Genomic DNA, 21964 nt, shown 5'->3' with positions numbered 1-21964 from the left:
ACTTTCGCAACACGCCCTAGCCGACCAGCCCCGTCTTCGCGCCCGCCCCGCACAGCGGCACCACGGTGAGGCCCGGGCGGGGCGGGGCCGCGCTGACGGCCGCCCAGCAGGCGACGCCCGTGCCCTCGACGAAGAGGCCGCGCCTCGCCAGGTCCCGCTGGGCGGTACGGATCTGGTCCTCGGTCACCGTCAGGAACGTGCCGCCCGTCTCGCGTACCGCCCGGAGGATCTGGCGGGCGCGGGGCGGGGCCGGGATCGCGATGCCCTCGGCGAGGGTGGGGCGAGCGGGGGCGGGGGCGGCGACGTCGTCCGCGCCCGCGTGGAAGGCGGCCGCCAGCGGGGAGACCGCCTCGGCCTGGACGGCGACGAGCGCGGTGCGGGTGTCGGCGAGCCCCTGGGCGCGCAGTTCGGCGAGGGCGAGGGCGGCGCCGAGGAGCAACGTGCCGTTGCCGACGGGGACGACGATCGTGTCGGGGAGCCGGCCTCCGAGCTCCTCCCAGAGCTCGTAGACGTACGTCTTCGTGCCGTGCAGGAAGTACGGGTTGTAGACGTGCGAGGCGTAGAACGTGCCGGGGGCGTCCGCGGCCTCGCGCGCCGCCCGGGCGGTGGCCTCGCGGTCACCGGGCACCTCGACCACGCGGGCCCCGTGCGCCCGGATCTGCTCCAGCTTCTTCGGGGACGTCCCCTCGGGCACGTACACGAGGCTGTCGAGCCCGGCCCGCGCCCCGTACGCGGCGACGGCCGTGCCCGCGTTCCCGCTGCTGTCGGCCACGACCCGGTCGAGGCCCCCGGCGCGTGCGAGCCGCAGGGCGTGGGCGGCGAGCATCACGGCGCCCCGGTCCTTGAAGGACAGCGTCGGCATGAGGAAGTCGAGTTTGGCCGAAACCGACTCCGTGAGCGGGACGAGGGGCGTGCGGCCCTCGCCGAGGGTCACCTCGGCTCCGTACGGCAGCGGAGGCAGGGCCTCCTCGTACCGCCACAAGGAATTCACACGTGACGCGAGGGACGTGAGCGACGGGAGGGATCCGGGGGCCGGGGTGAACTCCAGGTCCCAGGGGCCACCGCACTTCGGACAACACCAGGTGAGCGCGTCCGTGGGGGAGTGGATCCGGCAGTCGGGGCACACGTAGGCAGTCATGAGGCCCAGGATGTCAGGCGTGTGACACGGGTGTGTCGGGTACGGCATGGCCCTTGTGTGATTCCTATGGATCGGTCAATCTTTCGCTCGGCAGCCGGACTTGAGAAGCGGCGGGGACATCTCCACGTCGTCTTGTCATGTCCATGCCTACCCCCACAGCAACGCACCACCAATGAGGAGGACCCCTCACATGTCAGTGATGCGTGACTCACGTCGCCGCACGGCCATCGCGATCGCCGTCGCAGCCCTCGCCCTCGGCTCCGCCTCCACCCTCCCGGCCGTCGCCGCGCCGGCCGCCGCGGAGGGCGTCATCGAGAACGCGGGAGCCGAAGGCGCCATCGCGGGCAGCTACATCGTCACCCTGGAGGAGTCGGCTCAGGCCGAGACCGCCGAGGGCCGAGCGGTCGCCGCCGAGTACGGCGCGAAGATCAAGAAGACGTACACCTCCGCGCTCAACGGCTACAGCGTCGAACTCTCCGAGGCGCAGGCGAAGAAGCTCGCCGCCGACCCCGCCGTGAAGTCCGTCGCGCAGAACCGCGTCTTCAAGATCAACGCCACCCAGCCCTCCCCGCCGTCCTGGGGCCTGGACCGGCTCGACCAGCGGGCCCTCCCGCTGAACCAGAGCTACACCTACCCGGACACCGCGGGCCAGGGCGTCACCGCGTACATCATCGACACCGGTGTGCGGATCTCCCACAGCGACTTCGGCGGCCGCGCCTTCAACGGCTTCGACGCCGTCGACAACGACAACGTCGCCCAGGACGGCAACGGCCACGGCACCCACGTCGCCGGCACCGTCGCGGGCACCGCCCACGGCGTCGCCAAGAAGGCCAAGATCGTCGGCGTCCGCGTGCTCGACAACAACGGCTCCGGCACCACCGCCGGCGTCGTCGCGGGCATCGACTGGGTCACCCGGAACGCGGTCAAGCCGGCCGTCGCCAACATGAGCCTCGGCGGCGGGGCGGACTCGACCCTCGACACGGCCGTCCGCAACTCGATCGCGTCGGGCGTCACGTACGCCGTCGCCGCCGGCAACAGCAATGCCAACGCGTCGAACTACTCCCCGGCCCGTGTGACCGAGGCGCTCACGGTCGGCTCCACGACCAACACCGACGCGCGCTCCAGCTTCTCGAACTACGGCACCGTCCTGGACCTCTTCGCCCCGGGCTCCAACATCACCTCGGCGTGGAACACCGGCGACAGCGCCACCAACACCATCTCCGGTACGTCGATGGCGGCCCCGCACGTCGCCGGCGCGGCCGCGCTGTACCTCGGGGACAACCCGAGCGCCACCCCGGCCCAGGTCGGCACCGCCCTGGTGAACGCCGCCACGCCGAACGTGGTGACCAGCCCGGGCACCGGCTCCCCGAACCGCCTCCTGTACGTCGGTGGCGGCGGCACCACCCCGCCGCCCGGGAAGAAGTTCGAGAACACCGCGGACTACGCCATCGCCGACAACGCGACCGTCGAGTCCCCGGTCACCGTCAGCGGCGTCACGGGCAACGCTCCCGCCACCCTCCAGGTGCCGGTGAACATCGTCCACACCTACATCGGTGACCTCCAGGTCCAGCTCATAGCCCCCGACGGCTCGGCGTACACGCTGAAGGCCTTCGGCACCGGCGGCAGCGCGGACAACATCAACACCACGTACACCGTGAACGCCTCCTCGGAGGTCGCGAACGGCACGTGGAAGCTGCGGGTCACGGACAACGCGTCCATCGACACCGGGAAGATCGACTCCTGGGCCCTGCAGTTCTGATCCACGCCGATCGGTCCGGGCGCATGCCCGTCCGCGCTGATCCGCTCTGACGCACGTGTCACGACGAGGGGTGGTCGCCCGCCGGCGGCCGCCCCTCCGGCGTACCCCGGGTCGGTCGGCGCGGCGGACGACGACGTACGATGCGCGCTCGTTCGTCCGTTCGCACCAGCCGCCCCAACAGGAGCACCTCAGCCGTGGAGCCGACCCAGCCGCCCCAGCAGCCCCCGTCGTCCCAGGGCTGGCCCGCCCCCGGCCCGTACACCTCGCCGGGCGGGCCGTACGCCTCCGGTCCCTACGGACAGCCCGGTGGCCCGGGTGGGCCCGGTGCCCCCGGCCCGTACGGGCAGCCCCCGCGTACCACCAACGGGCTCGCCATCGGCGCCCTCGTCTCCGGCATCGTCTGCTGCCTCCCGCCCCTCGGGATGATCCTGGGCGGGATCGCCCTCCCGCAGATCAAGAAGAGGGGCCAGGCGGGCAAGGGGCTCGCCGTCACGGGCATCGTCCTCTCCCTCGTCAGCACCCTGCTGATCGGCATCGGGCTCGCGACCGGCGCCATCGGCTCGGCCGTCGACGGCTTCCGGGAGGGCGTGGACCAGGCGTCGCGCACCAAGTCCCCGTTCTCGCTGCGCGTGGGGCAGTGCTTCGGCGACGACGGCAAGCTGGAGGACGAGGACTACGCGACGGACGTCGAGATCGTCGACTGCGCCGAGCCGCACGACGGCGAGGTCACCGGCAGCTTCAAGCTCACCGGCTACGACAAGTGGCCCGGCGAGTCCGAGACGGAGGCGGTGGCGGAGAAGCGCTGCGAGACAATCAACTCCGCGTACGCGCTGGACACCTGGGCCGTCCCCGTCGACGTGCTGGTGTACTACTACATGCCGAGCAGCCGCAGCTGGCGCTACGGCGACCGGACCGTGACCTGCGCGTACGCGAGCGAGGGCGGGTCCTTCAGCGGTTCGGTGCGCTCCGACGCGAGCACCCTGACCGCCGACCAGGAGCACTTCCTGAAGGCCCTCAACCCGATCGAAACGGTCGGCAACCGGGAGCCGGACGCCGACCCTGACGAGGACTTCGAGGCCAACAAGGCGTGGTCCGGGGAGATGCTCGCGGCGATCGACGGGGCGCGCGCGGGCCTCAAGGGCCACGACTGGCCCGGAGCCTCCACGGCCCCGGTCGCGGCGCTCGCCGAGGAGCTGGACGCCGCCGCGAGGAAGTGGCGCAAGCTGGCCGGATCGACCGACGCGGACGCCTACTGGGAGGAGTACGAAACGGCCTGGGACGCCCTGCCGCAAGACCTCGGCGCGAAGGCGCGGACCGGGCTCGGCCTGACGGACACCCTGCCCGTGGAGGAGTCCCCCGGCAGCTCGGCCTGAGACCGGAAGGCGCACCCCCGGAACTCCGCGGCACCGGGCGACTTCGAGCCGGCGTGCGGTGGTGCGGGCCGGCCCGGTGCTGGGGCCGGCCCGGTGCTGGAGTCCGGCCCGGTGCCGGAGTCGGCCCGGTGCCGGTCCGGGCCGACTCCGGTCTAGCGTCGGGTCAGGCCCCGGTCGATCGCGGTGATCAGCTCACCGTCGGGGGTGTCGCCGTCCAGCGACCAGACCATGGCGCCGCCCAGGCCCCGCTGGCGGACGTAGGACGCCTTGGTGCGCAGCACGGAGGGGTCGTCGTAGGTCCAGAGCGTGGTGCCGTCGAAGAGCCACGCGTGGCCGTTCTTCTGGCCGCGGTAGAGCTTGTACGTGCCGGACTCGGCGAGCTTCTTCAGGTGCTTGTAGTCCTCGGAACCCGCCGCCCACGTGGCCGGGGCCGGGGCCGCCGCGGGCTGCCCGAGGCCGTCGCCGCCGCCGGTGACGCCGGTCCAGCCCTGGCCGTAGAAGGGCATGCCGACGACGAGCTTGTGGGCGGGGGCGCCGCGCCGCAGCCAGGACTTCACGGTCCCGTCGACGCTCCAGTCGTTCTTGGCGAAGAGCGCGGACTGCTGGCCCGTCGTCGTCTCGCCGGAGACGTGGAAGTCGTAACCCTGGAGGTTCACGAAGTCGAAGTCCCGCATGATCTTGGCGACTTCGAAGCCCGCGTCGATCTTGGCGGGCGCGGTGGGCACGTACGCGCTGAGGTCGAAGCGCTTGCGCTGCGGCAGCGAGCGGCCGTAGGCGTCGAGCTGGGTGCGGAACTCCCGCACCAGCTTGGTGAAGTTGGGCTTGTCCTCGGGGCGGATCACGTTCCCGGGGTTGCCCTCCGAGCCGGGCCACTCCCAGTCCAGGTCGATGCCGTCGAAGACGCCCGCGGCGGCCCCGGCGCCACCGCGGGCGCCGTCGACGGGCAGGTTGCCCTTGATGTACGTGTCGATGCAGGAGGCGACCAGCGCCTTGCGGCCGGCGTCGGTGCGCACGGCGTCGGAGAAGTGGGCCGATCCGCTCCAGCCGCCCAGCGAGATCATGACCTTGAGGCCCGGGTTCTTCGCCTTCAGCTCGCGCAGCTGGTTGAAGTTGCCGGCGAGGGGCTGCTCGGCGGTGTCGGCGACGCCGTCCACCGAGTCGGCCGTGTCGACGGGGCGCACGTAGTCGGCCCACGGGTCGGAGCCGGGCACGTTGCCCATGAGGCACTTGCCGTTCGGACCGACGATGCCGAAGGCGTAGTTGATGTGGCTGAGCTTCGCGGCCGTGCCGCTGGTCTCCAGGTCCTTGACCTGGAAGTCCCGTCCGTAGATGCCCCATTGGGTGAAGTACCCGATGCGCTTCAGGGAGTGGGAGGCGGAGGAGGCGGGGGAGGGCTGGTGCGCGTCCGCCGCGGGGGCCAGAGTGGCGAGGAGGCCGAGGGTGGCCGCGGCGGCGGCGCCGAAGGTCAGCTTGGTCAGGGCTCTGGGGCGCATGGGCTCGTTCCTGTGCGAGGCGGGATGGAGCGTGCGGGATGTGCCGTGCGAGAGAGGCCGTGCGGGTGGTGCCGTGCGCGATGTGCCGTGCAGGCAGGAACGTATTGGTCTGTACCAATAGAGGTCAAGGGGTGCGGCGAGGACGCCACGGAGACTCGGGGGCGGCCGAACGTCGCCTACTCCCGGTGACCGCCGGTAGCAAGGCCTGCGACCGGCACGTCATCACTTCGAGTGAAACTCTGGCCCATGCTTGCGGATCGCGACCGTCGGTTGTCAGTCTGTAGCTGTCAGTCAACCTGAGGGGAGTGTCCAGTGACGTTCGGTGAGCAGCCCGCCTACTTGCGCGTGGCGAGCGATCTGCGGGAGAAGATCGCCAACGGCTCGCTTCCGCCGCACACCCGTCTCCCGTCGCAGGCGCGCATCCGCGAGGAGTACGGGGTCTCGGACACCGTCGCGCTGGAGGCCCGCAAGGTGCTGATGGCCGAAGGGCTCGTGGAGGGCCGGTCCGGCTCGGGGACGTATGTGCGGGAGCGCCCGGTGCCGCGCCCGATCGCCCGGTCCGGCTACCGCCCGGCGTCCGGGGCCACACCGTTCCGGCAGGAGCAGGCCGCTGAAGGGGCCCGGGGCACCTGGGAGTCGAGCAGCGAGCAGGAGCCGGCGAGCGTCGAGGTGGCCGCCCGGCTCGACATCGAGCCGGGGGAGCGCGTGATGCGCACGCGGTACGTGTACCGGGACGGGGGTGAGCCCATGATGGTCTCCACCTCCTGGGAGCCCCTCGCGGTCACCGGCAGGACGCCGGTGATGCTGCCGGAGGAGGGCCCGCTGGGCGGCTGTGGCGTCGTCGAGCGGATGGCGGCCATCGACGTGGTCGTGGACAACGTGGTGGAGGAGGTCGGCGCCCGCCCCGGGCTGGCCGAGGAGCTCCTCGCGCTCGGCGGGGTGCCGGGCCATGTGGTGATGGTGGTCGAGCGGACGTACTACGCGTCGGGGCGGGCCGTCGAGACGGCGGACGTGGTGGTCCCGGCCGACCGCTACCGCATCTCGTACCACCTCCCGGTCCGCTGACCCGGTCCCCCGATCGGTTCGCTGTTCCTGTCTGCCGATCCGGTCCGCTGACCCGGTCCGCTGTTCCGGTCTGCCGATCCGGTCCACTGTTCCGACGCGCGCGAGTTGACGGCGCGTCGGACCTCCCCCTTCGCCCTCAACCCCTCGCCCTCCCTCTCACCCTCTCCTCCGCCCTGCCGCCCGGAAGGCGCCGTTCAGGGTGCGTGAGCTTCGGCCTCCCTCCGTCGGTTACCGGCCAGTTCGTATCTCTTTGTGAAAACACATATCCGCTGTGTGAAGGTCAGGCGTAAGCTCCGGCATATGCGGATTGCGGTTTCCCGGAGATCGTTGGAAGCGGCCGGACCGGCGGAGGGAGAAGCCTGATGAGTGACAGCGGCGCTGTTCTTCCCTGGCTTGTCATACGGCAGGACGACAACGGCAACCGCTACCGCGTGGGGCGGTACGCGACGAAGGACGAGGCCCAGAAGATCGCGGACAGCCTCGACGACCACGGCCACCAGCAGCTCTACTCGGTCGAGCGGATCGGCACCCCGGCGCTCTGAGGCCGACGGACGCCGTCCCGTCCGGGCTACGCTCGCGGCCATGACGGAACGCACCACCGACCCCACCACGCCCCACGAGCGGCACGGCACCGCCGGCCGCGACGTCGTGGTCGTCGTCGCGGGGGCCGTGTACGACGGGGGGCGCCTGCTCGCCGCGCGCCGCAGCGCCCCCGCCGAACTCGCCGGCCGCTGGGAACTCCCCGGCGGCAAGCTCGAACCCGGCGAGAGCCCCGAAGAGGCCCTGGTCAGGGAGTTGCGCGAGGAGCTCGGGGTCGAGGCCGAACCGGGCGAGCGCATCCCCGGCGAGTGGCCGCTGAAGCCCGGATACGTCCTCCGGGTGTGGACAGCCCGCCTGCTCTCCGGCGTCCCGCGCCCGCTGGAGGACCACGACGAACTGCGCTGGCTCGCCCGGCACGAGCTGGACTCGGTCGACTGGCTCGACCAGGACCGCCCGGCCGTCGCCGAGGCCGCGCTGCGGCTCCCGGCGGCTCCCGTCGACGGAGCGCGCGACTGAGTCCCTACGCCGTTCGTGCCACCGTGCGCCCATGGCTGCGCCCGACACGATATCCCGCACCAAATAGCGGGTATGTCCTGATTGATCCCCTGGAAGGGGACATGGGCCTTCCTGCTGACACACGGCTGGGGAAGTGATCGGGTGTGATCGACACCGACGGCGACTGTGCCGAGTGGGCCTTCCCGGCAGAGGCCAATGCCGTGCGCACCGCCCGCCACGCGGTGCGCGAGACCCTCCGGGCCTGGGACCTCGACGCGGCCCTCGGCGATGTGACCGTCCTGCTGGTCAGCGAGCTGGTGACCAACTCCCTGCGGTACGCCTCCGGGCCGATCGGCGTCCGCCTGGTACGCCCCCGCCTCGACGGCGCCGCCCCCGCCGCACCCCCCGCCCTGCTGGTGGAGGTTTCGGATCCACTTCCGGATCCCCCGACGGAACGGCCCGCGGGGCCGGAGGACGAGGGGGGCCGCGGGCTCGGTCTCGTGGCCTGTTCCGCACGGCGCTGGGGGACCCGCAAAGGAAGGACGGGCAAAACCGTATGGTTCGAGCTGGCTCTCCCTGGTGAGTAAACAGGGAGGGACAACGATCACCCGGACTCGGCCCGAAGCGAACGAGACCACCCTGTGATCGTGAACGTCGTGCCGTCGGGGCCTGCCGTATTGAATACTGCGGGCATGGCCGGTCCGGTGCGGTGAGCTGGAGGGGACGGTCGCGTGAGCGAGATATCCGAGACGGCGAGCGGCTTCGTGTGGCAGAGCAGCCCGCCCGGCTCCATCTATGACTACATCAGGGTCGCGTCCTTCTCGATCGGGCCCGACGGCCTCGTCGAGCAGTGGAGCAGGCGAGCCGTGGACCTCTTCGGCGTCACCGCCGAGGAGGCCAGGGGCAAGGACCCCGTCGAGGCCTTCATGCCCGCCGACCTGCGCGAGCGCGGGCACCGGAGGGTCAAGGAGATCCTCGACGGCAAGGAATGGACGGGCCTCGTCCCCTTCCGGATGCCCGGCGAGGAGCGCCCCCACGGCATCGCCGAGATGTACGTCATGCCCAGCGAGACCGAGTCCGGTGAGCGAGCCGCGCTGTGCATCGTCGTCGACGTGCGCGCCCTCCGCCGCATCGAGACCGACCTCGCCGCCTCCCAGGCGATTTTCGGCCAATCCCCCTTCGGCTTTCTCCTCTTCGGCACCGACCTCACCGTGAAGCGCGCCAACCAGCGCTTCGCCACCGTCTTCGGCGGCTCGGCCGACGACCACCGCGGCCGGACCGTCCACGACTACCTCGGCCGCGCCGAGGCCGACCGCATGACCAACGCCCTCCGCCGGGTCCTGGAGACCGGGGAGTCCGTCACCGACCTCCAGATCGTCGGCGCCGCCCCCGGCGCCCGGGACCGCCGCCACTGGTCCATCAACCTCTACCGCGTGCACAGCGGCTCCGGCCGGCCCATCGGTGTCGCCGGGCTCGGCATCGACGTCACGCGCCGGCACAACGCCGCCCGCGAGGCCGCCAGCGCCCGCCGCAACCTCGCCCTCCTCAACGAGGCGGGCGCCCGCATCGGCAACTCCCTCGACCTGGAGGCCACCGCCCGCGAACTCCTCGACGTCGCCGTCCCCGGCTTCTGCGACCTCGCCTCCGTCGACCTGTACCAGGGCCTGCTGACCGGGGACGAGGCACCACCGGGCCGGTGGGGCAGCTCCCACGACGTCGGCTACGGGGCGGGCAGCGCCGAACTCCGCAGGGTCGCCTTCGCCAGTGCCGTCTCCGACACCCCCCTCAGAACCGACGAGGGACACGGAACGGGCAGCGGCTGTTGCGGACCCGTGCCGATCCAGGTCGGGGCCGTCCACCGCTACCCCTTCAACTCGCCCTGCGCCGGAGCACTGCGGACCGGACGCATCCGGACCGTGCCGGGCGCCGAGGGCGAACTCGCCCAGTCCACACTGGTCGTCCCGATGGTCGCCCACGACACCGTCGTCGGTCTCGTCCAGTTCTCCCGGGCGAAGGGCAGCGAGCCCTTCGGGGAGCGCGACCGGGCCCTCGCCGTCGAACTCGCGGCCCGCGCCGCCGTCTGCATCGACAACGCCCGCCTCTACCGCCGCGAGCACGAGCGGGCCCTGATCCTCCAGCGCAGCCTCCTCCCGCCCGGCGACCCCGAGGCCGCGGGGCTCGACATCGCCTGCCGCTACCTCCCCGGCACCACCGCCACCGAGGTCGGCGGCGACTGGTTCGACGTCATCGAACTGCCCGGCCACCGCACCGCCCTCGTCATCGGGGACGTCATGGGGCGCGGCCTGCGCGCCGCCGTCGCCATGGGCGAACTGCGCACCGCCGTCCGCACCCTGGCCCAGCTCGACCTGGAACCCGCCGAGGTCCTCTCCCACCTCGACGAGATCGCCCGCGGCCTCGGCGCCCCCATCGGCACCCAGCAGTCCCGCACACACAAGTCCCGGGGCCCCGAACTCTCCGAGGTCTACCTCGCGACCTGCGTCTACGCGGTGTACGACCCGGTCACCCGACGCTGCACCTTCGCCAACGCCGGCCACCTCCCGCCCGTGCTCGTCGAACCCGGCGAGGAGGCCCTGCTGCTCGACGTACCCCCCGGGATGCCGCTCGGTGTCGGCGGGGAGCCCTTCGAGGAGGTCGAGGTCGAACTGCCCGAGGGTGCCCTCCTCGCCCTCTACACCGACGGGCTCGTCGAGTCCCGCGACCACCCGCTCGACGAGGGGCTCAGCGCCTTCCGGCGCGCCCTCACCGACCCGGCCCGTCCGCTCGAGGACGTCTGCGACCGGGTCCTGAGCAGTCTCGACACCGGGCACGGCGAGGACGACATCGCCCTCCTCATGGCCAGGATCCAGGGCCTGCCCAGCGAGGCCGTCGGAGACTGGTCGCTGCCCAGGGAACCCCGCTCGGTCGGCCGCGCCCGCGAACTGGCCCGCACGCAGCTCAAGGCCTGGGACCTCGAACCGCTCGTCGACACCGTCGAACTCCTCGTCAGCGAACTCGTCACCAACGCGCTCCGCTACGGCGAGGGGGAGATCCGGCTGCGCCTGCTGCGCGACCGCACCCTCGTGTGCGAGGTCTGGGACGCGGGCCTGGTCCAGCCCCGCCGCCGCCGGGCCCGGGACACCGACGAGGGCGGCCGCGGCCTCCAGCTCGTCGGGCTGCTCAGCTCCTCCTGGGGATCCCGCCGCACCCCGCGGGGCAAGACCGTCTGGTTCGAACTGGCCCTGCCCGACGGCGACGGAGCGGCGGAACCCACGGTGGAGCAGCTCCTCAGCATGTTCTGACCAGCGGCCGAGCCGGTACCGGATCAGCCCTTGAGCGCCGCCAGCCGGGCCTCGATCTCCGCGCTGTCGCCGAGCGCGTCCAACTGCTCGAACTGGGCGTCCAGCGAGGAGGCGGCGAGCTCCTGCTTGCCCATCGCCTTCGCCTCCTCTCGGCGCACCTTGTCCTCGAAGCGGCTCAGCTCGCTCGTCGGGTCGAGGACGTCGATGCTCTTCACCGCGTCCATCATGCGGTTCTGCGCCTGCGCCGACTTGGCCCGCGCGACCAGCTCGTCGCGCTTCGCCCGCAGTTCGCCGAGCTTCGCCTTCATCTGGTCGAGGCCCGACCTGAGCTTGTCCACCACCTCGGTCTGCGCGGCGATCGTCGGCTCCGCCGTCCGCGCCTCCTTCTCCGACTGGAGCTGCCGGCCCAGCGCCACCTTCGCCAGGTTGTCGAAGCGGTCCGCCTCCGCCGCCTGCCCGCCGGCCCGCAGTTCGTCCGCCTTGCGGCTGGCGGCCAGCGCCTTGCCGCCCCACTCCTTCGCCGCCTCCACGTCCTCCTGGTGGTCCTGCTCCATCAACCGCAGATTGCCGATCGTCGCGGCCACGGCCTCCTCGGCCTCCGAGATGTTGTTCGAGTAGTCGCGGATCAGCTGGTCCAGCATCTTCTGCGGATCCTCCGCCTGGTCCAGCAGCGCGTTGATGTTGGCCTTCGCCAGCTGGGTGACCCGGCCGAGGATCGTCTGCTTGCTCATGGCACTTCTCCTTCGGAGGAACAGAGAACGGAACAGAAAGCGGGACAGAGTCCGGGACTGAGAACGGAACAGGGAACGGGACAGGGAACGGGACAGAAGACGTGACGCCGCACGCGCGGTCCTCAGAACCGGCCGCCGCCGCCCCGTCGGCCGCGCGTGCCGCTGCCGCCGAAGCTGCCGGGCCCGCCGCCGAGACCTCCGCCCCCGAAACCCCCGCCCGAACCTCCACCGAACCCCCCATGTCCGCCTCCTCTTCCCCCGCCGAACAGTCCGCCGAGGATGATGCCGCCGAGCACGGCCCCGCCGAGCCCGCCGCCACGACTTCCTCCCACCCCTGTTACACCGCCCAGGCCGTTCGGGTTCCCGTACGTCCGGACGTCCTGCTCGGCGAGGTCCTGAGCACGCCGGGCCAGCGCGTCCGCCTGCTGGGCCTCCGCGAGGGCGGCCTGCGGATCCTCGGACCCGGCGAGCGAACGCGCTTTCTCCCAGCGGCGCTGGGCCTCGGCCAGACGCGTACGGGCCTCGGAACCCACGGCTCCGCGATGCGTCGTGATGTAGTCGGCGGCCGCTCCGATCGCCGAGCGGGCCGTCAGCATCGCCTGGTCGAGGAGCGCGCGGGCGCGTCGAGTGCCCGACTCGCGCTCCCGTGCGCCCTCCAGCGACTCGTCGAGCGCCGCGTCGGCCTCCTCGACCCGGCGCAGCGCGTCGATCGGGTCGTACCGCCCGGCCTCCACCCCCCGCCGGACCTCGGCGACCACCGACTCGGCCCGGGCGATCCGGCCCTGGAGGTCGGCGGTGGAGACCCCTTCGGCCGTCCCCTTCAACAGACCGCGGGCGTCGGCGAGATCCGCGTCCGTCTCGGACAGCGCGCCCGGCAGCTTCCCCACCGCCTCGGCCAGCTCCTGCGCCCGCCGGTCCACGGCCTCGACGAGCCGGGCCGCCTGGTCCACCGCGCCCTCGGCCGCCCGGATGTGCACCGCGGCCCCGCCGTTGTCCCCGGCGTCGATCTGCTGGCGCGCCTGGTTGACGTGGGTCGTCGCGAACACGAGCCGGTCCTTCGCCTGCTCGATGTCGCCCGCCACCGGGGCCGCCGCCGAGTCCGCGTACCGCTCGCGCATCGCGGTCAGCGCCGCCTCGGCCATGCCCATGCGGCCGGTCTGCTCACGGAACGAGGCCTCGACCGTGGCCAGCGCCTCGGGGGCGGTCCGCTCCAGGGCCCGGAGCCGGTCGAAGGCCTCGCTCTCGGCGTCGAGCCGGGCGTCCGCCTCGCCGCAGCGCCGGAGGATCTCGTCGAGCATGCTCCGGCGGGTCTGGTCGTCCTCGGGAAAGGAGTCGTCGAGCTTCTGCCGCAGCCGGAACGACGCCGTCAGCTGCTCCTTGGCGAAGGCGAGCGCCTCGGTGAAGGGCCGTACCGCCTCATCGCCGAACTGGGCGGTCGCGAAACCGAGCTCCTCCTGGCTGGTGCGGACCGCGTCGTCGGTGGCGACCAGGGACTGCCGCGCCTGCCCGTCGAGTTCGTCCAGGGAGGGCGGCGCGGGCTCCTTCGGCGGCCCCCAGCCCTGCCCGCCCTGCGGGGTGGTCCGGGTCTCGGTCCGCCTGCGCCGTTTGGTGTACGCGTAGGCGGCCACGGCCCCCGCGCCGCCGACCAGCACCACCGGCAGGACCAGGTCGGTCGCCGAGGTCCCCTCGTCGGTCGGCTCGCCGGGGTCGGCGGGCCCGGGGGTGATGTCCGGGGCGGGCACGGGCAGGCCCGCGAGGACGGCGTCGTAGCCGTCTGCCGCGCCGATGGCGGCGCCCGCCCAGTCGTTCTGCCGCAGGGCGGGCTCGATCGCGGTCCTGGCCACGTCGTCCAGCTGCTCCTGGGTGAAGCGCGACGCAGGGTCGGCGGAGTAGCCGTACTGCCGGTCGTGGGTGGCGACGGCGAGCAGCAGGTCCTCGACGCCGAGCCCGTTGCGTTCCGCGGTGGCGTCGGCCCAGCTCTGCCCCGAGCTCCCGGAGAAGTCCCGTACGTACACGACGAAGAGCTGCACGCGGCGGTCGTCGTAGAGGCGGTCGAGGGCCTGGACCACGGAGGCGCGGCGGTCGCCGAGGGCGCCCACACGGTCGGTGATCTGCCCCTCGCGGGACAGGACGACGGGGTCGTCGGCTCGGGCACCGTGCACGGCGGGCACGACGAGCCACCACGCCGCCACCAGTACCGCGAGAAGGGCTCGGGTGGCTGTTCGCGTCACAAGGGGGAGGTTATGTCCCGGTATGCCGCTCCGCGAGCCGAGTCCACGGCCCGCGGGCCAGGGGTACAGCCCCGCGAGCAGTCAGAACGGACCGGTGTCGTCCGGAAACCGTTCGAAGCCGTTCGGCGTCACTGTCGGTGGCCGCCTCTACGGTGGCGACAGCGACATCGGTGACATGACGGCTCTCGGGGGGCTCGGGTGAACGCACGGTTGAAGGGCATCTGGAAGCGGGGGCGCTGGTTCGCCCTCGGGCTGGTCCTGCTGCTCGTCGTCCCGCTGCTCACCGGGGCGGCAGCGCTGCGGCTCAACTTCACGGGCGACGTCAGGGAGGACGCGAGGACCCGCGGCAAGGACGCCATCTGGCTGGGCCACGCCTGGGTCGACGGACGGAAGAAGGACGCCGATCTCGCGGCCTTCGCGCGCCGCATCAAGGGCACCGGGATCCGCGACCTGTACGTCCACGCCGGACCGCTGCGGCACGACGGCACCCTCCCGGCGGCCAAGTACCCCCGGGCGAAGTGGCTGATCGACGCCGTGCACCGCACGATGCCCGGCATACGGGTGCAGGCGTGGCTGGGTGACGTCCTCGTCACCGAGGGGTCGAACGGACTGCGCCTGGACAAGGCCGAGTCCCGGGCGGCCGTGGTCACCTCGGCCCGGCAGATCCTGGACGCCGGCTTCGACGGGGTCCACTTCGACCTGGAGCCGCTGCTCTCCGACGACGTGAACTACCTGTCGCTCCTCGACGACCTGGGGGAGCTGACCAGGTCCCGGAAGGTGCCGCTCTCGGTCGCCGCCCACCAGATCGACCCCGTACCCGCCGCGCACTCGGTGAACAGCGTGATCAGCGGCAAGGAGAAGTGGTGGTCGCAGGAGTTCTTCGGGCAGGTCGCCCGGCGCGTCGACCAGATCGCCGTCATGTCGTACGACACCTGGATGCCGCTGGAGGGGCTGTACGGCGGCTACGTCGCCCAGCAGACGAGCCTCGCCCTCGAAGTGACGCCCGAGTCCACCGACCTGCTGATGGGACTGCCCTTCTTCCACGAGGACGACCTCGGCCACCACGAGAACGCCGAGACCGTCGCCGCCGCGATCCGCGGCACGCGACTGGGCCTCGGGCGCACGGACCCCGGCCGCCGGCAGTTCGGCGTCGCGCTGTACGTCGACTTCGCCGCGGAGGAGGGGGACTGGACGGCCTACCGCGAGGGCTGGCACTGACCAGCCCCCCGGATCGGCTCCCCTACCCCTTCCGCCGTCTGATCGTGTTGCCGAGCCACACCAGCGGGTCGTACTTCCGGTCCACGACCCGCTCCTTCAGCGGGATCAGGGCGTTGTCGGTGATCCGGATGGACTCCGGGCACACCTCCGTACAGCACTTGGTGATGTTGCAGTAGCCGAGCCCGTGTTCCTCCTGCGCGCTCCGCCGCCGGTCGATCCCCGCCTCCGCCGCCGCGTCCAGCGGGTGCATGTCGAGCTCCGCGACCCGCATGAGGAAGCGGGGCCCGGCGAAGGCCTCCTTGTTCTCCTCGTGGTCGCGCACCACATGGCAGGTGTCCTGACACAGGAAGCACTCGATGCACTTCCTGAACTCCTGCGAGCGGTCCACGTCCTCCTGCCGCATCCGGTACTCGCCGGGCCCGAGCCCGGGCGGCGGCACGAAGGCCGGGATCTCCCGGGCCTTCGCGTAGTTGAAGGAGACGTCCGTGACCAGGTCGCGGACGATCGGGAAGGCGCGCATCGGGGTCACGGTGATCACCTCGTCCCGCGCGAAGACCGACATCCGGGTCATGCACAGCAGCCGGGGCCGGCCGTTGATCTCGGCCGAGCACGAACCGCACTTGCCCGCCTTGCAGTTCCAGCGGACGGCGAGGTCCGGCGCCTGGGTGGCCTGGAGGCGGTGCACGACGTCGAGGACGACCTCCCCGTCGTGCACCTCCACCGTGTAGTCGGTCAGCTCCCCGCCGTCGGTGTCGCCCCGCCACACCCGGAACCGCGCGTCGTACGCACTCGCACTCATCGGCCCAGCTCCCCTTCCAGCTCCGTGTCCGCGAGGTACTTGGCCAGCTCCTGCTGCTCGAAGAGGGCCAGCAGGTCCGCCCGGATCGGCTCGGTCCGGACCCGTTCGAGCCCGATGCCGTCGCCCTCGGCGCGGCACAGCAGGTTGACGGGGCGCCACTCCCGCACCATCGCCGGGTGGTCCTCCCGGGTGTGCCCGCCCCGGGACTCGGTGCGCTCCAGGGCGGCCCGGGCCACACACTCGCCGACGAGCAGCATGTTCCGCAGGTCGAGGGCGAGGTGCCAGCCCGGATTGAACTGCCGGTGTCCCTCGACGGCGATCCGGCGGGCCCGCTCCCGCAGGGCGGCGATCCGCTCCAGCGCCTCGGCCATCTCGCCCTCCCGCCGGATGATCCCGACGAGGTCGTTCATCGTCTGCTGGAGTTCCTGGTGGAGCGTGTACGGGTTCTCCGGCGCGCCGCCCGACGGCCCGCCGAAGGGCGCGAGCGCCTCCGCCGCCGCGGCCTCGACGTCCTCCGCGACGACCGTGGAGCCCGCCCCGGACACCGCGTACTGCGCCGCGTAGAGTCCGGCCCGCCGGCCGAAGACGAGGAGGTCGGAGAGCGAGTTGCCGCCGAGCCGGTTGGAGCCGTGCATGCCGCCCGCCACCTCGCCGGCCGCGAAGAGCCCCGGCACGCCGACCGTGGCCGCCGTCTCGGAGTCGACGGCCACGCCGCCCATCACGTAGTGGCAGGTCGGCCCGACCTCCATGGCCTCCGCCGTGATGTCGACGTCGGCCAGCTCCTTGAACTGGTGGTACATCGAGGGGAGCCGCCGCCGGATCACCTCCGCCGGCATCCGCGTCGACACGTCGAGGAACACCCCGCCGTGCGGGGAGCCGCGGCCCGCCTTCACCTCGGAGTTGATGGCCCGCGCCACCTCGTCACGGGGCAGCAGCTCGGGCGGGCGCCGGTTGTTGTCCGGGTCCTCGTACCAGCGGTCGCCCTCCTCCTCCGTCTGCGCGTACTTCTCCTTGAAGACGTCGGGGACGTAGTCGAACATGAACCGCCGGCCCTCGGAGTTCCGCAGCACCCCGCCGTCGCCGCGGACGGACTCGGTGACGAGGATGCCCTTCACCGAGGGCGGCCAGACCATCCCGGTCGGGTGGAACTGCACGAACTCCATGTTCACCAGCGGTGCGCCCGCGAGCAGGGCCAGTGCCTGCCCGTCGCCCGTGTACTCCCAGGAGTTCGAGGTGACCTTGAAGGACTTGCCGATGCCGCCGGTCGCGAGGACGACCGAGGGCGCCTCCAGGACGAGGAAGCGGCCGCTCTCGCGCTCGTAGCAGAAGACCCCGGCGACCTCGCCGTCCGCGCCCTTCAGGATCCGGGTGACGGTGAACTCCTGGAAGACCTTCAGCCGTGCCTCGTGGTCGCCGGTCTCGCGGTGGTCCTCCTGCTGGAGGCCGACGATCCGCTGCTGGAGGGTCCGGATCAGTTCGAGGCCGGTCCGGTCGCCGACGTGCGCGAGCCGGGGGTACTCGTGCCCGCCGAAGTTGCGCTGCGAGATCCGGCCGTCCGGGGTCCGGTCGAAGAGCGCGCCCCAGGTCTCCAGCTCCCAGACCCGGTCAGGGGCCTCCTGGGCGTGCAGCTCGGCCATCCGCCACTGGTTGAGGAACTTCCCGCCGCGCATGGTGTCGCGGAAGTGCGTCTTCCAGTCGTCGTGCTCGTTGGCGTTGGCCATGGAGGCGGCGATCCCGCCCTCGGCCATGACGGTGTGGGCCTTGCCGAAGAGGGATTTGCAGATCACGGCGGTACGGGCGCCCGCCCGGCGCGCCTCGATCGCGGCCCGCAGCCCGGCCCCGCCGGCGCCGACCACGACCACGTCCCACTGCTGTCGTTCCACCACTGCCATCTCAGAAGAACCTCACGTCAGAAGAACCTCGGGTCGTCGAAGGTGCCGGTCGCGAGCAGGTAGACGTACAGGTCGCACGCGGCGACGCTGATCAGCGAGGCCCACGCGAGCTGCATGTGCCACCGGTTCAGCCGTCCGGTCCAGGTCCACAGCCGGTACCGGACGGGGTGCTTCGAGAAGTGCCGCAGCCGGCCGCCGACGATGTGCCGGCAGGAGTGGCAGGACAGGGTGTACGCCCAGATGAGCGCGATGTTCACGAGGAAGACCAGCGTCCCGAGCCCGGCGTGACCCCAGGCGTACGAGGAGTCCCGGAAGGTCAGGACGGTGTCGTACGTGAGGATGCCGGCGACCGGCAGCGCCAGGTAGAAGAAGTACCGGTGGAGGTTCTGGAGGAGCAGCGGGAAGCGGGTCTCGCCGGTGTACGTGCGGTGGGGCTCGGCGACCGCGCAGGCCGGGGGAGACGCCCAGAAGCCCCGGTAGTACGCCTTGCGGTAGTAGTAGCAGGTCAGCCGGAAGCCGAGCGGGAAGACCAGGATCAGCAAAGCGGGGGAGAGGGTCCACCAGCTGCCGAAGACCTCCCAGTTCGGCCCGCCCTCCATGGGGACGCAGTTCGACGCCAGGCAGGGCGAGTAGAAGGGCGAGACGTAGGGGGCCGTGTAGTAGTCGGCGGCGGCGAAGGCCCGCCACGTCGAGTACGCGACGAAGGCGAGCAGTCCGGCGGCGGTGGCGGCCGGCGAGAGCCACCACCGGTCGGTGCGCAGATGACGGGCGGCGATGGCGGCGCGCCCCGGGGAGCGCACCCCCGTCGCGGACCCGGGCGGTTCCGTACCTGTGGCCAACAGGTCCTCCTGCGGTCGGTCGCCGGTACGTCCTCAGGCCCGCGGGGCGCATGGCGCGAGCGCGTGGCTCAGGGCGCTCGGCTGTCTAGGGAGCGTGGCGGTCGCGTGCTCCCAGTCCCTCGTCGTCCGTGTCCGTCCACAGCCCGCTGTCGTACGGGGCGTCGGGGATGGTCACCAGGCTTTCGGCGCGTCCGGCGGTCGGCTCCGGGGCCGCGCCCCGCTCGGCCGCGACGGATCGCTCCAGCTGTCCGACGGTGCGGACCAGCTCTTCGAGGCAGCTCTTGACAGCCGCCAGATCGTCCTGAACGGACATGGGTTGCCCTCACTTCCGCGAGCGGCTTCCGCAGGAGTGTCGCGCGTCACACCCCCCTTGGGAAGCCATGTGCACGGGTTTCCACTCGTCCGGAGCGGCCGGGTTCGGGGTCGTTGGGCCGCACGAGTGGGGTTTCCCGGACGTGCCGCCGTGTCGCCGTGGCCGGATCCGCTCCGTCCTTTTCAGTGTATGAGCAATAGGTCTGATCATCTCCAAATGGAATAAATCTGGACGAAGGGGTACAAGTCATGTCCCAGTTCGGCGCCCCTCGCGGGAGGACATGCTCCAGGAGCCCCCGCTCCCGCACGCTCCGCTCCGTCGCCACCCTCACCAGTGCGGTCCTCGCCGTCACCGTGCTCGCCGGCTGCAGCTCCGACACCGCCGACGAGGCCCAGGCCGCCGCACAGGACAACGCCCCGGCCGCGCGCGACAAGGTGGCCGACGGCGGCACCCTCCGCTGGGCCGTCGACGCGCTGCCCACCACGCTGAACAGCTTCCAGGCCGACGCCGACGGCACCACCTCCCGGATCGCCGGGGCCGTGCTCCCCTCCCTCTACACGCTCGACGCGCGGGGCCGGCCGCAGCTGAACCCGGACTACCTGGAGTCCGCGCAGGTCGTCGAGACCGAGCCCAAGCAGGTCGTCCTCTACAAGCTCCACCAGCAGGCCGTGTGGAGCGACGGGCGCGAGATCGGGGCCCCCGACTTCGTGGCCCAGTGGCGGGCCCTGAGCGGCCGCGACACCGCGTACTGGACCGCCCGCAACGCCGGCTACGAGCGGATCGAGAAGATCGAGCGGGGCAAGAACGACCTGGAGGTGCGGGTCACCTTCTCCAAGCCCTACGCCGACTGGCAGTCCCTCTTCACCCCCCTCTACCCCAAGCAGGTGATGGGGTCCCCGAACTCCTTCAACGACGGGGCGCGCACCACCCTCAAGGCCACTGCAGGACCGTTCCTGCTGAAGTCGATCGACCGCGGGAGCGGCGACGTCACCCTGGTGCGCAACCCCCGCTGGTGGGGCCAGTCCGCCAAGCTCGACAGCCTCGTCCTCAAGGCCGTCCCCCGCGCCGAGCGGGGCACCGCCCTCGCCGCCGGCAAGCTCGACCTGGCCGAGATCGACCGCTCCACCGCCGAGCGGATCGCCCTCGCGCTCAAGGACGCCCGCGCGGGCCGGAACGGCGCGCAGGCGGCCCTCGCCCACGGCCCCGGCTCGGCGATCACCTCCTCCAAGGCCCTGAAGTCCTGGGCCCTCGCCCACGGCTCCGACGAGGAGAAGGCGGAGGAGGTCCAGGCCGCCCGCCTGAAGAACCAGAAGGCCGTCACCCTCTACGCGAACCAGCAGAACACCCTCGCCGGCTTCGTCGTCCGCAAGTCCCTGGAGCCCGCCTACACCCAGCTCTCGCTGAACGGCGAGTCCGGCGCGCTCGCCGACGAGCGGGTACGCCGGGCCGTGGCCCGCGCCATCGACCGCCAGGAACTGGCCGAATCCGTACTCAAGCCGCTCGGCCTCCCGGCGACGCCTCCCGGCAGCCACCTGGCCCTCGCCGGACAGGCGGCGTACGCGGACAGCAGCGACGCCCTGGGCGACCAGGACACCCAGGAGGCGCGGGCGCTCCTCGCCGACGCGGGCTGGGTCCCGGGCGGGGCGGTCAAGAAGCCGGCCGGCGCGAAGGAGGGCACCGAGGCCGGCAGCGAGGCGGAGAAGGCCAAGGAGACCAAGGAGAAGGAGAAGGCCGGGGAGAAGCCCGGGGAGAAGCCCGGGGAGAAGGACGAGGCCGGCGCGAAGACCGACAGCGCCTCCACCGACGCCAAGAAGAAGGCGGACACCGCGTCCGACGAAGGCCTCTACATCGTCGGCGACGACAAGCCGGGCGACCGCCGGGCCCTCCCCGCCCCCGTCATCGGCGCGGCCGGCCCCGAGAACGGCACCGACGTCCTCGCCCCGGCCCCCGCCGCCGCGCGCCAGAGCGCCGCGCTCCTCGCCCGGGCCGAGGCGCTCGACACCGGCACCGGCCCCGGCCGCGCCGCACACTCGGTCACCAAGCCGGACCGGGGAGTGGCCGGGGCCTACGCCCCGCTCGGCACCGCGGCCCCCGTGACCGCGCCCGACGCGGCCCAGGTCCTCGGCAAGGACGGCAAGGCGCTCAGCCTCCGCTTCGTCCTGCCCTCCGGGCCCGGCTCGGAGTCCCTGCGCGCGGTCGGCGACCGGATCGTCCGGATGCTCGACGCGGTGGGGATCCGTACGGAGGTCACCAAGGTCGCGGACGACAGCTTCTTCAAGGACCACGTCGCCGCCGGCGACTACGACCTGGCGCTCTACTCCTGGCCGGCCTCCGCCTTCCCGGCGACCGACGCCCGGCCCATCTTCGCCAAGCCCGAGCCCGCCTCGGACGGGTCGCTCCTGGTCGAGCAGAACTACTCGCGGGTCGGCACCGACCGCATCGACCAGCTCTTCGACCAGGCGGCCGGGACGCTCGACGAGGAGGAGGCCCGGGAGCTCGTCCGCCAGGCGGACGCCCGGATCTGGGCCGCGGCCGGTTCCATCCCCCTCTACCAGCGTCCGCAGCTCGTCGCGGCGAAGGCGGACGTCGTGAACGCGGGGGCCTGGGGCCTCGCCGCCCCCCGCTACCAGGACATCGGCTTCAAGAAGCCCGAATCCTCCAAGGGAGCAGAGCGAAACCGCTGAAAGCTCCAAAGCCCCCGAAACCGCTGGTCACAACCTCAGAACCAGCTCAAGTTCCTTGCCCGCCGGTGATCCCGGCGGGCAGGATCGCGTCGGCC

17 protein-coding genes are annotated in these 21964 nt (G+C 72.1%); 9 read left to right on the top strand and 8 right to left on the bottom strand.

Features of this window, described 5'->3' with window-relative positions:
- Positions 1-16 precede the first annotated feature (16 nt).
- Positions 17-1138 (bottom strand): pyridoxal-phosphate dependent enzyme, encoded by a 1122-nt coding sequence (locus tag ACF08F_RS30420; protein WP_392301736.1) that lies wholly within the window; start codon positions 1136-1138, stop codon positions 17-19.
- A 190-nt stretch (positions 1139-1328) separates the two neighbouring features.
- On the opposite strand from ACF08F_RS30420, the gene ACF08F_RS30415 reads away from it, so the two are divergent.
- A complete protein-coding gene (locus tag ACF08F_RS30415) occupies positions 1329-2897 on the top strand; it encodes a S8 family serine peptidase (RefSeq protein WP_392301735.1) in 1569 nt (522 codons plus the stop codon).
- Between the two features lie 194 nt (positions 2898-3091).
- Positions 3092-4270, top strand: coding sequence for a DUF4190 domain-containing protein (locus tag ACF08F_RS30410; protein ID WP_392301734.1), 1179 nt, complete (start codon positions 3092-3094; stop codon positions 4268-4270).
- A 152-nt stretch (positions 4271-4422) separates the two neighbouring features.
- On the opposite strand, the gene ACF08F_RS30405 is transcribed toward ACF08F_RS30410, so the two are convergent.
- Positions 4423-5763 carry a glycoside hydrolase family 18 protein gene (locus tag ACF08F_RS30405; RefSeq protein ID WP_392301733.1) on the bottom strand — a complete coding sequence of 447 codons (1341 nt, stop codon included), beginning with the start codon at positions 5761-5763 and terminating at the stop codon, positions 4423-4425.
- Positions 5764-6075: 312 nt separating this feature from the next.
- On the opposite strand from ACF08F_RS30405, the gene ACF08F_RS30400 reads away from it, so the two are divergent.
- The 5 genes from ACF08F_RS30400 (at position 6076) to ACF08F_RS30380 (ending at position 11162) form a co-directional block, all read left to right on the top strand.
- Positions 6076-6828: a GntR family transcriptional regulator gene (locus tag ACF08F_RS30400; protein WP_392301732.1), complete on the top strand. Its 753-nt coding sequence runs from the start codon at positions 6076-6078 to the stop codon at positions 6826-6828.
- Positions 6829-7190: 362 nt separating this feature from the next.
- On the top strand, positions 7191-7370 hold the full coding sequence (locus ACF08F_RS30395; protein ID WP_392301731.1) for an SPOR domain-containing protein: 180 nt from the start codon (positions 7191-7193) through the stop codon (positions 7368-7370).
- Between the two features lie 40 nt (positions 7371-7410).
- The gene (locus ACF08F_RS30390) at positions 7411-7884 is read left to right on the top strand and encodes a (deoxy)nucleoside triphosphate pyrophosphohydrolase (protein WP_392301730.1); all 474 of its coding nucleotides are present in this window, start codon (positions 7411-7413) and stop codon (positions 7882-7884) included.
- A gap of 143 nt (positions 7885-8027) precedes the next feature.
- Entirely contained in the window at positions 8028-8450 is a 423-nt protein-coding gene (locus tag ACF08F_RS30385) for an ATP-binding protein (RefSeq protein ID WP_392301729.1), read from the top strand.
- A 144-nt stretch (positions 8451-8594) separates the two neighbouring features.
- Positions 8595-11162, top strand: a complete 2568-nt coding sequence (locus ACF08F_RS30380) for a SpoIIE family protein phosphatase (RefSeq protein WP_392301728.1) — start codon at positions 8595-8597, stop codon at positions 11160-11162.
- Between the two features lie 23 nt (positions 11163-11185).
- Here ACF08F_RS30380 and ACF08F_RS30375 read toward each other — a convergent pair whose 3' ends face one another.
- Both ACF08F_RS30375 and ACF08F_RS30370 read right to left on the bottom strand, forming a co-directional pair.
- Complete coding sequence (locus tag ACF08F_RS30375) at positions 11186-11893, bottom strand: PspA/IM30 family protein (protein WP_392301727.1); 708 nt, start codon at positions 11891-11893, stop codon at positions 11186-11188.
- Positions 11894-12015: 122 nt separating this feature from the next.
- Complete coding sequence (locus ACF08F_RS30370) at positions 12016-14124, bottom strand: TPM domain-containing protein (RefSeq protein ID WP_392301726.1); 2109 nt, start codon at positions 14122-14124, stop codon at positions 12016-12018.
- Between the two features lie 198 nt (positions 14125-14322).
- Here ACF08F_RS30370 and ACF08F_RS30365 point away from each other — a divergent pair, with 198 nt between their 5' ends.
- A complete protein-coding gene (locus tag ACF08F_RS30365; protein WP_392301725.1) occupies positions 14323-15342 on the top strand; it encodes a hypothetical protein in 1020 nt (339 codons plus the stop codon).
- Between the two features lie 22 nt (positions 15343-15364).
- Here the strand turns inward: ACF08F_RS30365 and ACF08F_RS30360 are convergent, their stop codons facing one another.
- The 4 genes from ACF08F_RS30360 to ACF08F_RS30345 all read right to left on the bottom strand — a co-directional run bounded on the left by ACF08F_RS30360 (position 15365) and on the right by ACF08F_RS30345 (position 19185).
- The gene (locus ACF08F_RS30360; RefSeq protein ID WP_392301724.1) at positions 15365-16141 is read right to left on the bottom strand and encodes a succinate dehydrogenase/fumarate reductase iron-sulfur subunit; all 777 of its coding nucleotides are present in this window, start codon (positions 16139-16141) and stop codon (positions 15365-15367) included.
- Positions 16138-18033, bottom strand: a complete 1896-nt coding sequence (locus tag ACF08F_RS30355; protein ID WP_392301723.1) for a fumarate reductase/succinate dehydrogenase flavoprotein subunit — start codon at positions 18031-18033, stop codon at positions 16138-16140. Before ACF08F_RS30355 ends, ACF08F_RS30360 begins: the two co-directional genes overlap by 4 nt.
- Before the next feature lie 17 nt (positions 18034-18050).
- Entirely contained in the window at positions 18051-18872 is an 822-nt protein-coding gene (locus ACF08F_RS30350; RefSeq protein ID WP_392301722.1) for a hypothetical protein, read from the bottom strand.
- A gap of 85 nt (positions 18873-18957) precedes the next feature.
- On the bottom strand, positions 18958-19185 hold the full coding sequence (locus tag ACF08F_RS30345) for a hypothetical protein (protein ID WP_392301721.1): 228 nt from the start codon (positions 19183-19185) through the stop codon (positions 18958-18960).
- A gap of 248 nt (positions 19186-19433) precedes the next feature.
- Between ACF08F_RS30345 and ACF08F_RS30340 the strand changes: the two genes are divergently transcribed.
- Complete coding sequence (locus ACF08F_RS30340; protein WP_392301720.1) at positions 19434-21869, top strand: ABC transporter family substrate-binding protein; 2436 nt, start codon at positions 19434-19436, stop codon at positions 21867-21869.
- Positions 21870-21964: the final 95 nt, after the last annotated feature.

Origin of the sequence: Streptomyces sp. NPDC015130 (genome assembly GCF_043080005.1) — a bacterium.
GTDB lineage: Bacteria > Actinomycetota > Actinomycetes > Streptomycetales > Streptomycetaceae > Streptomyces.
This window is presented reverse-complemented; position numbering and strand designations above follow the sequence as displayed.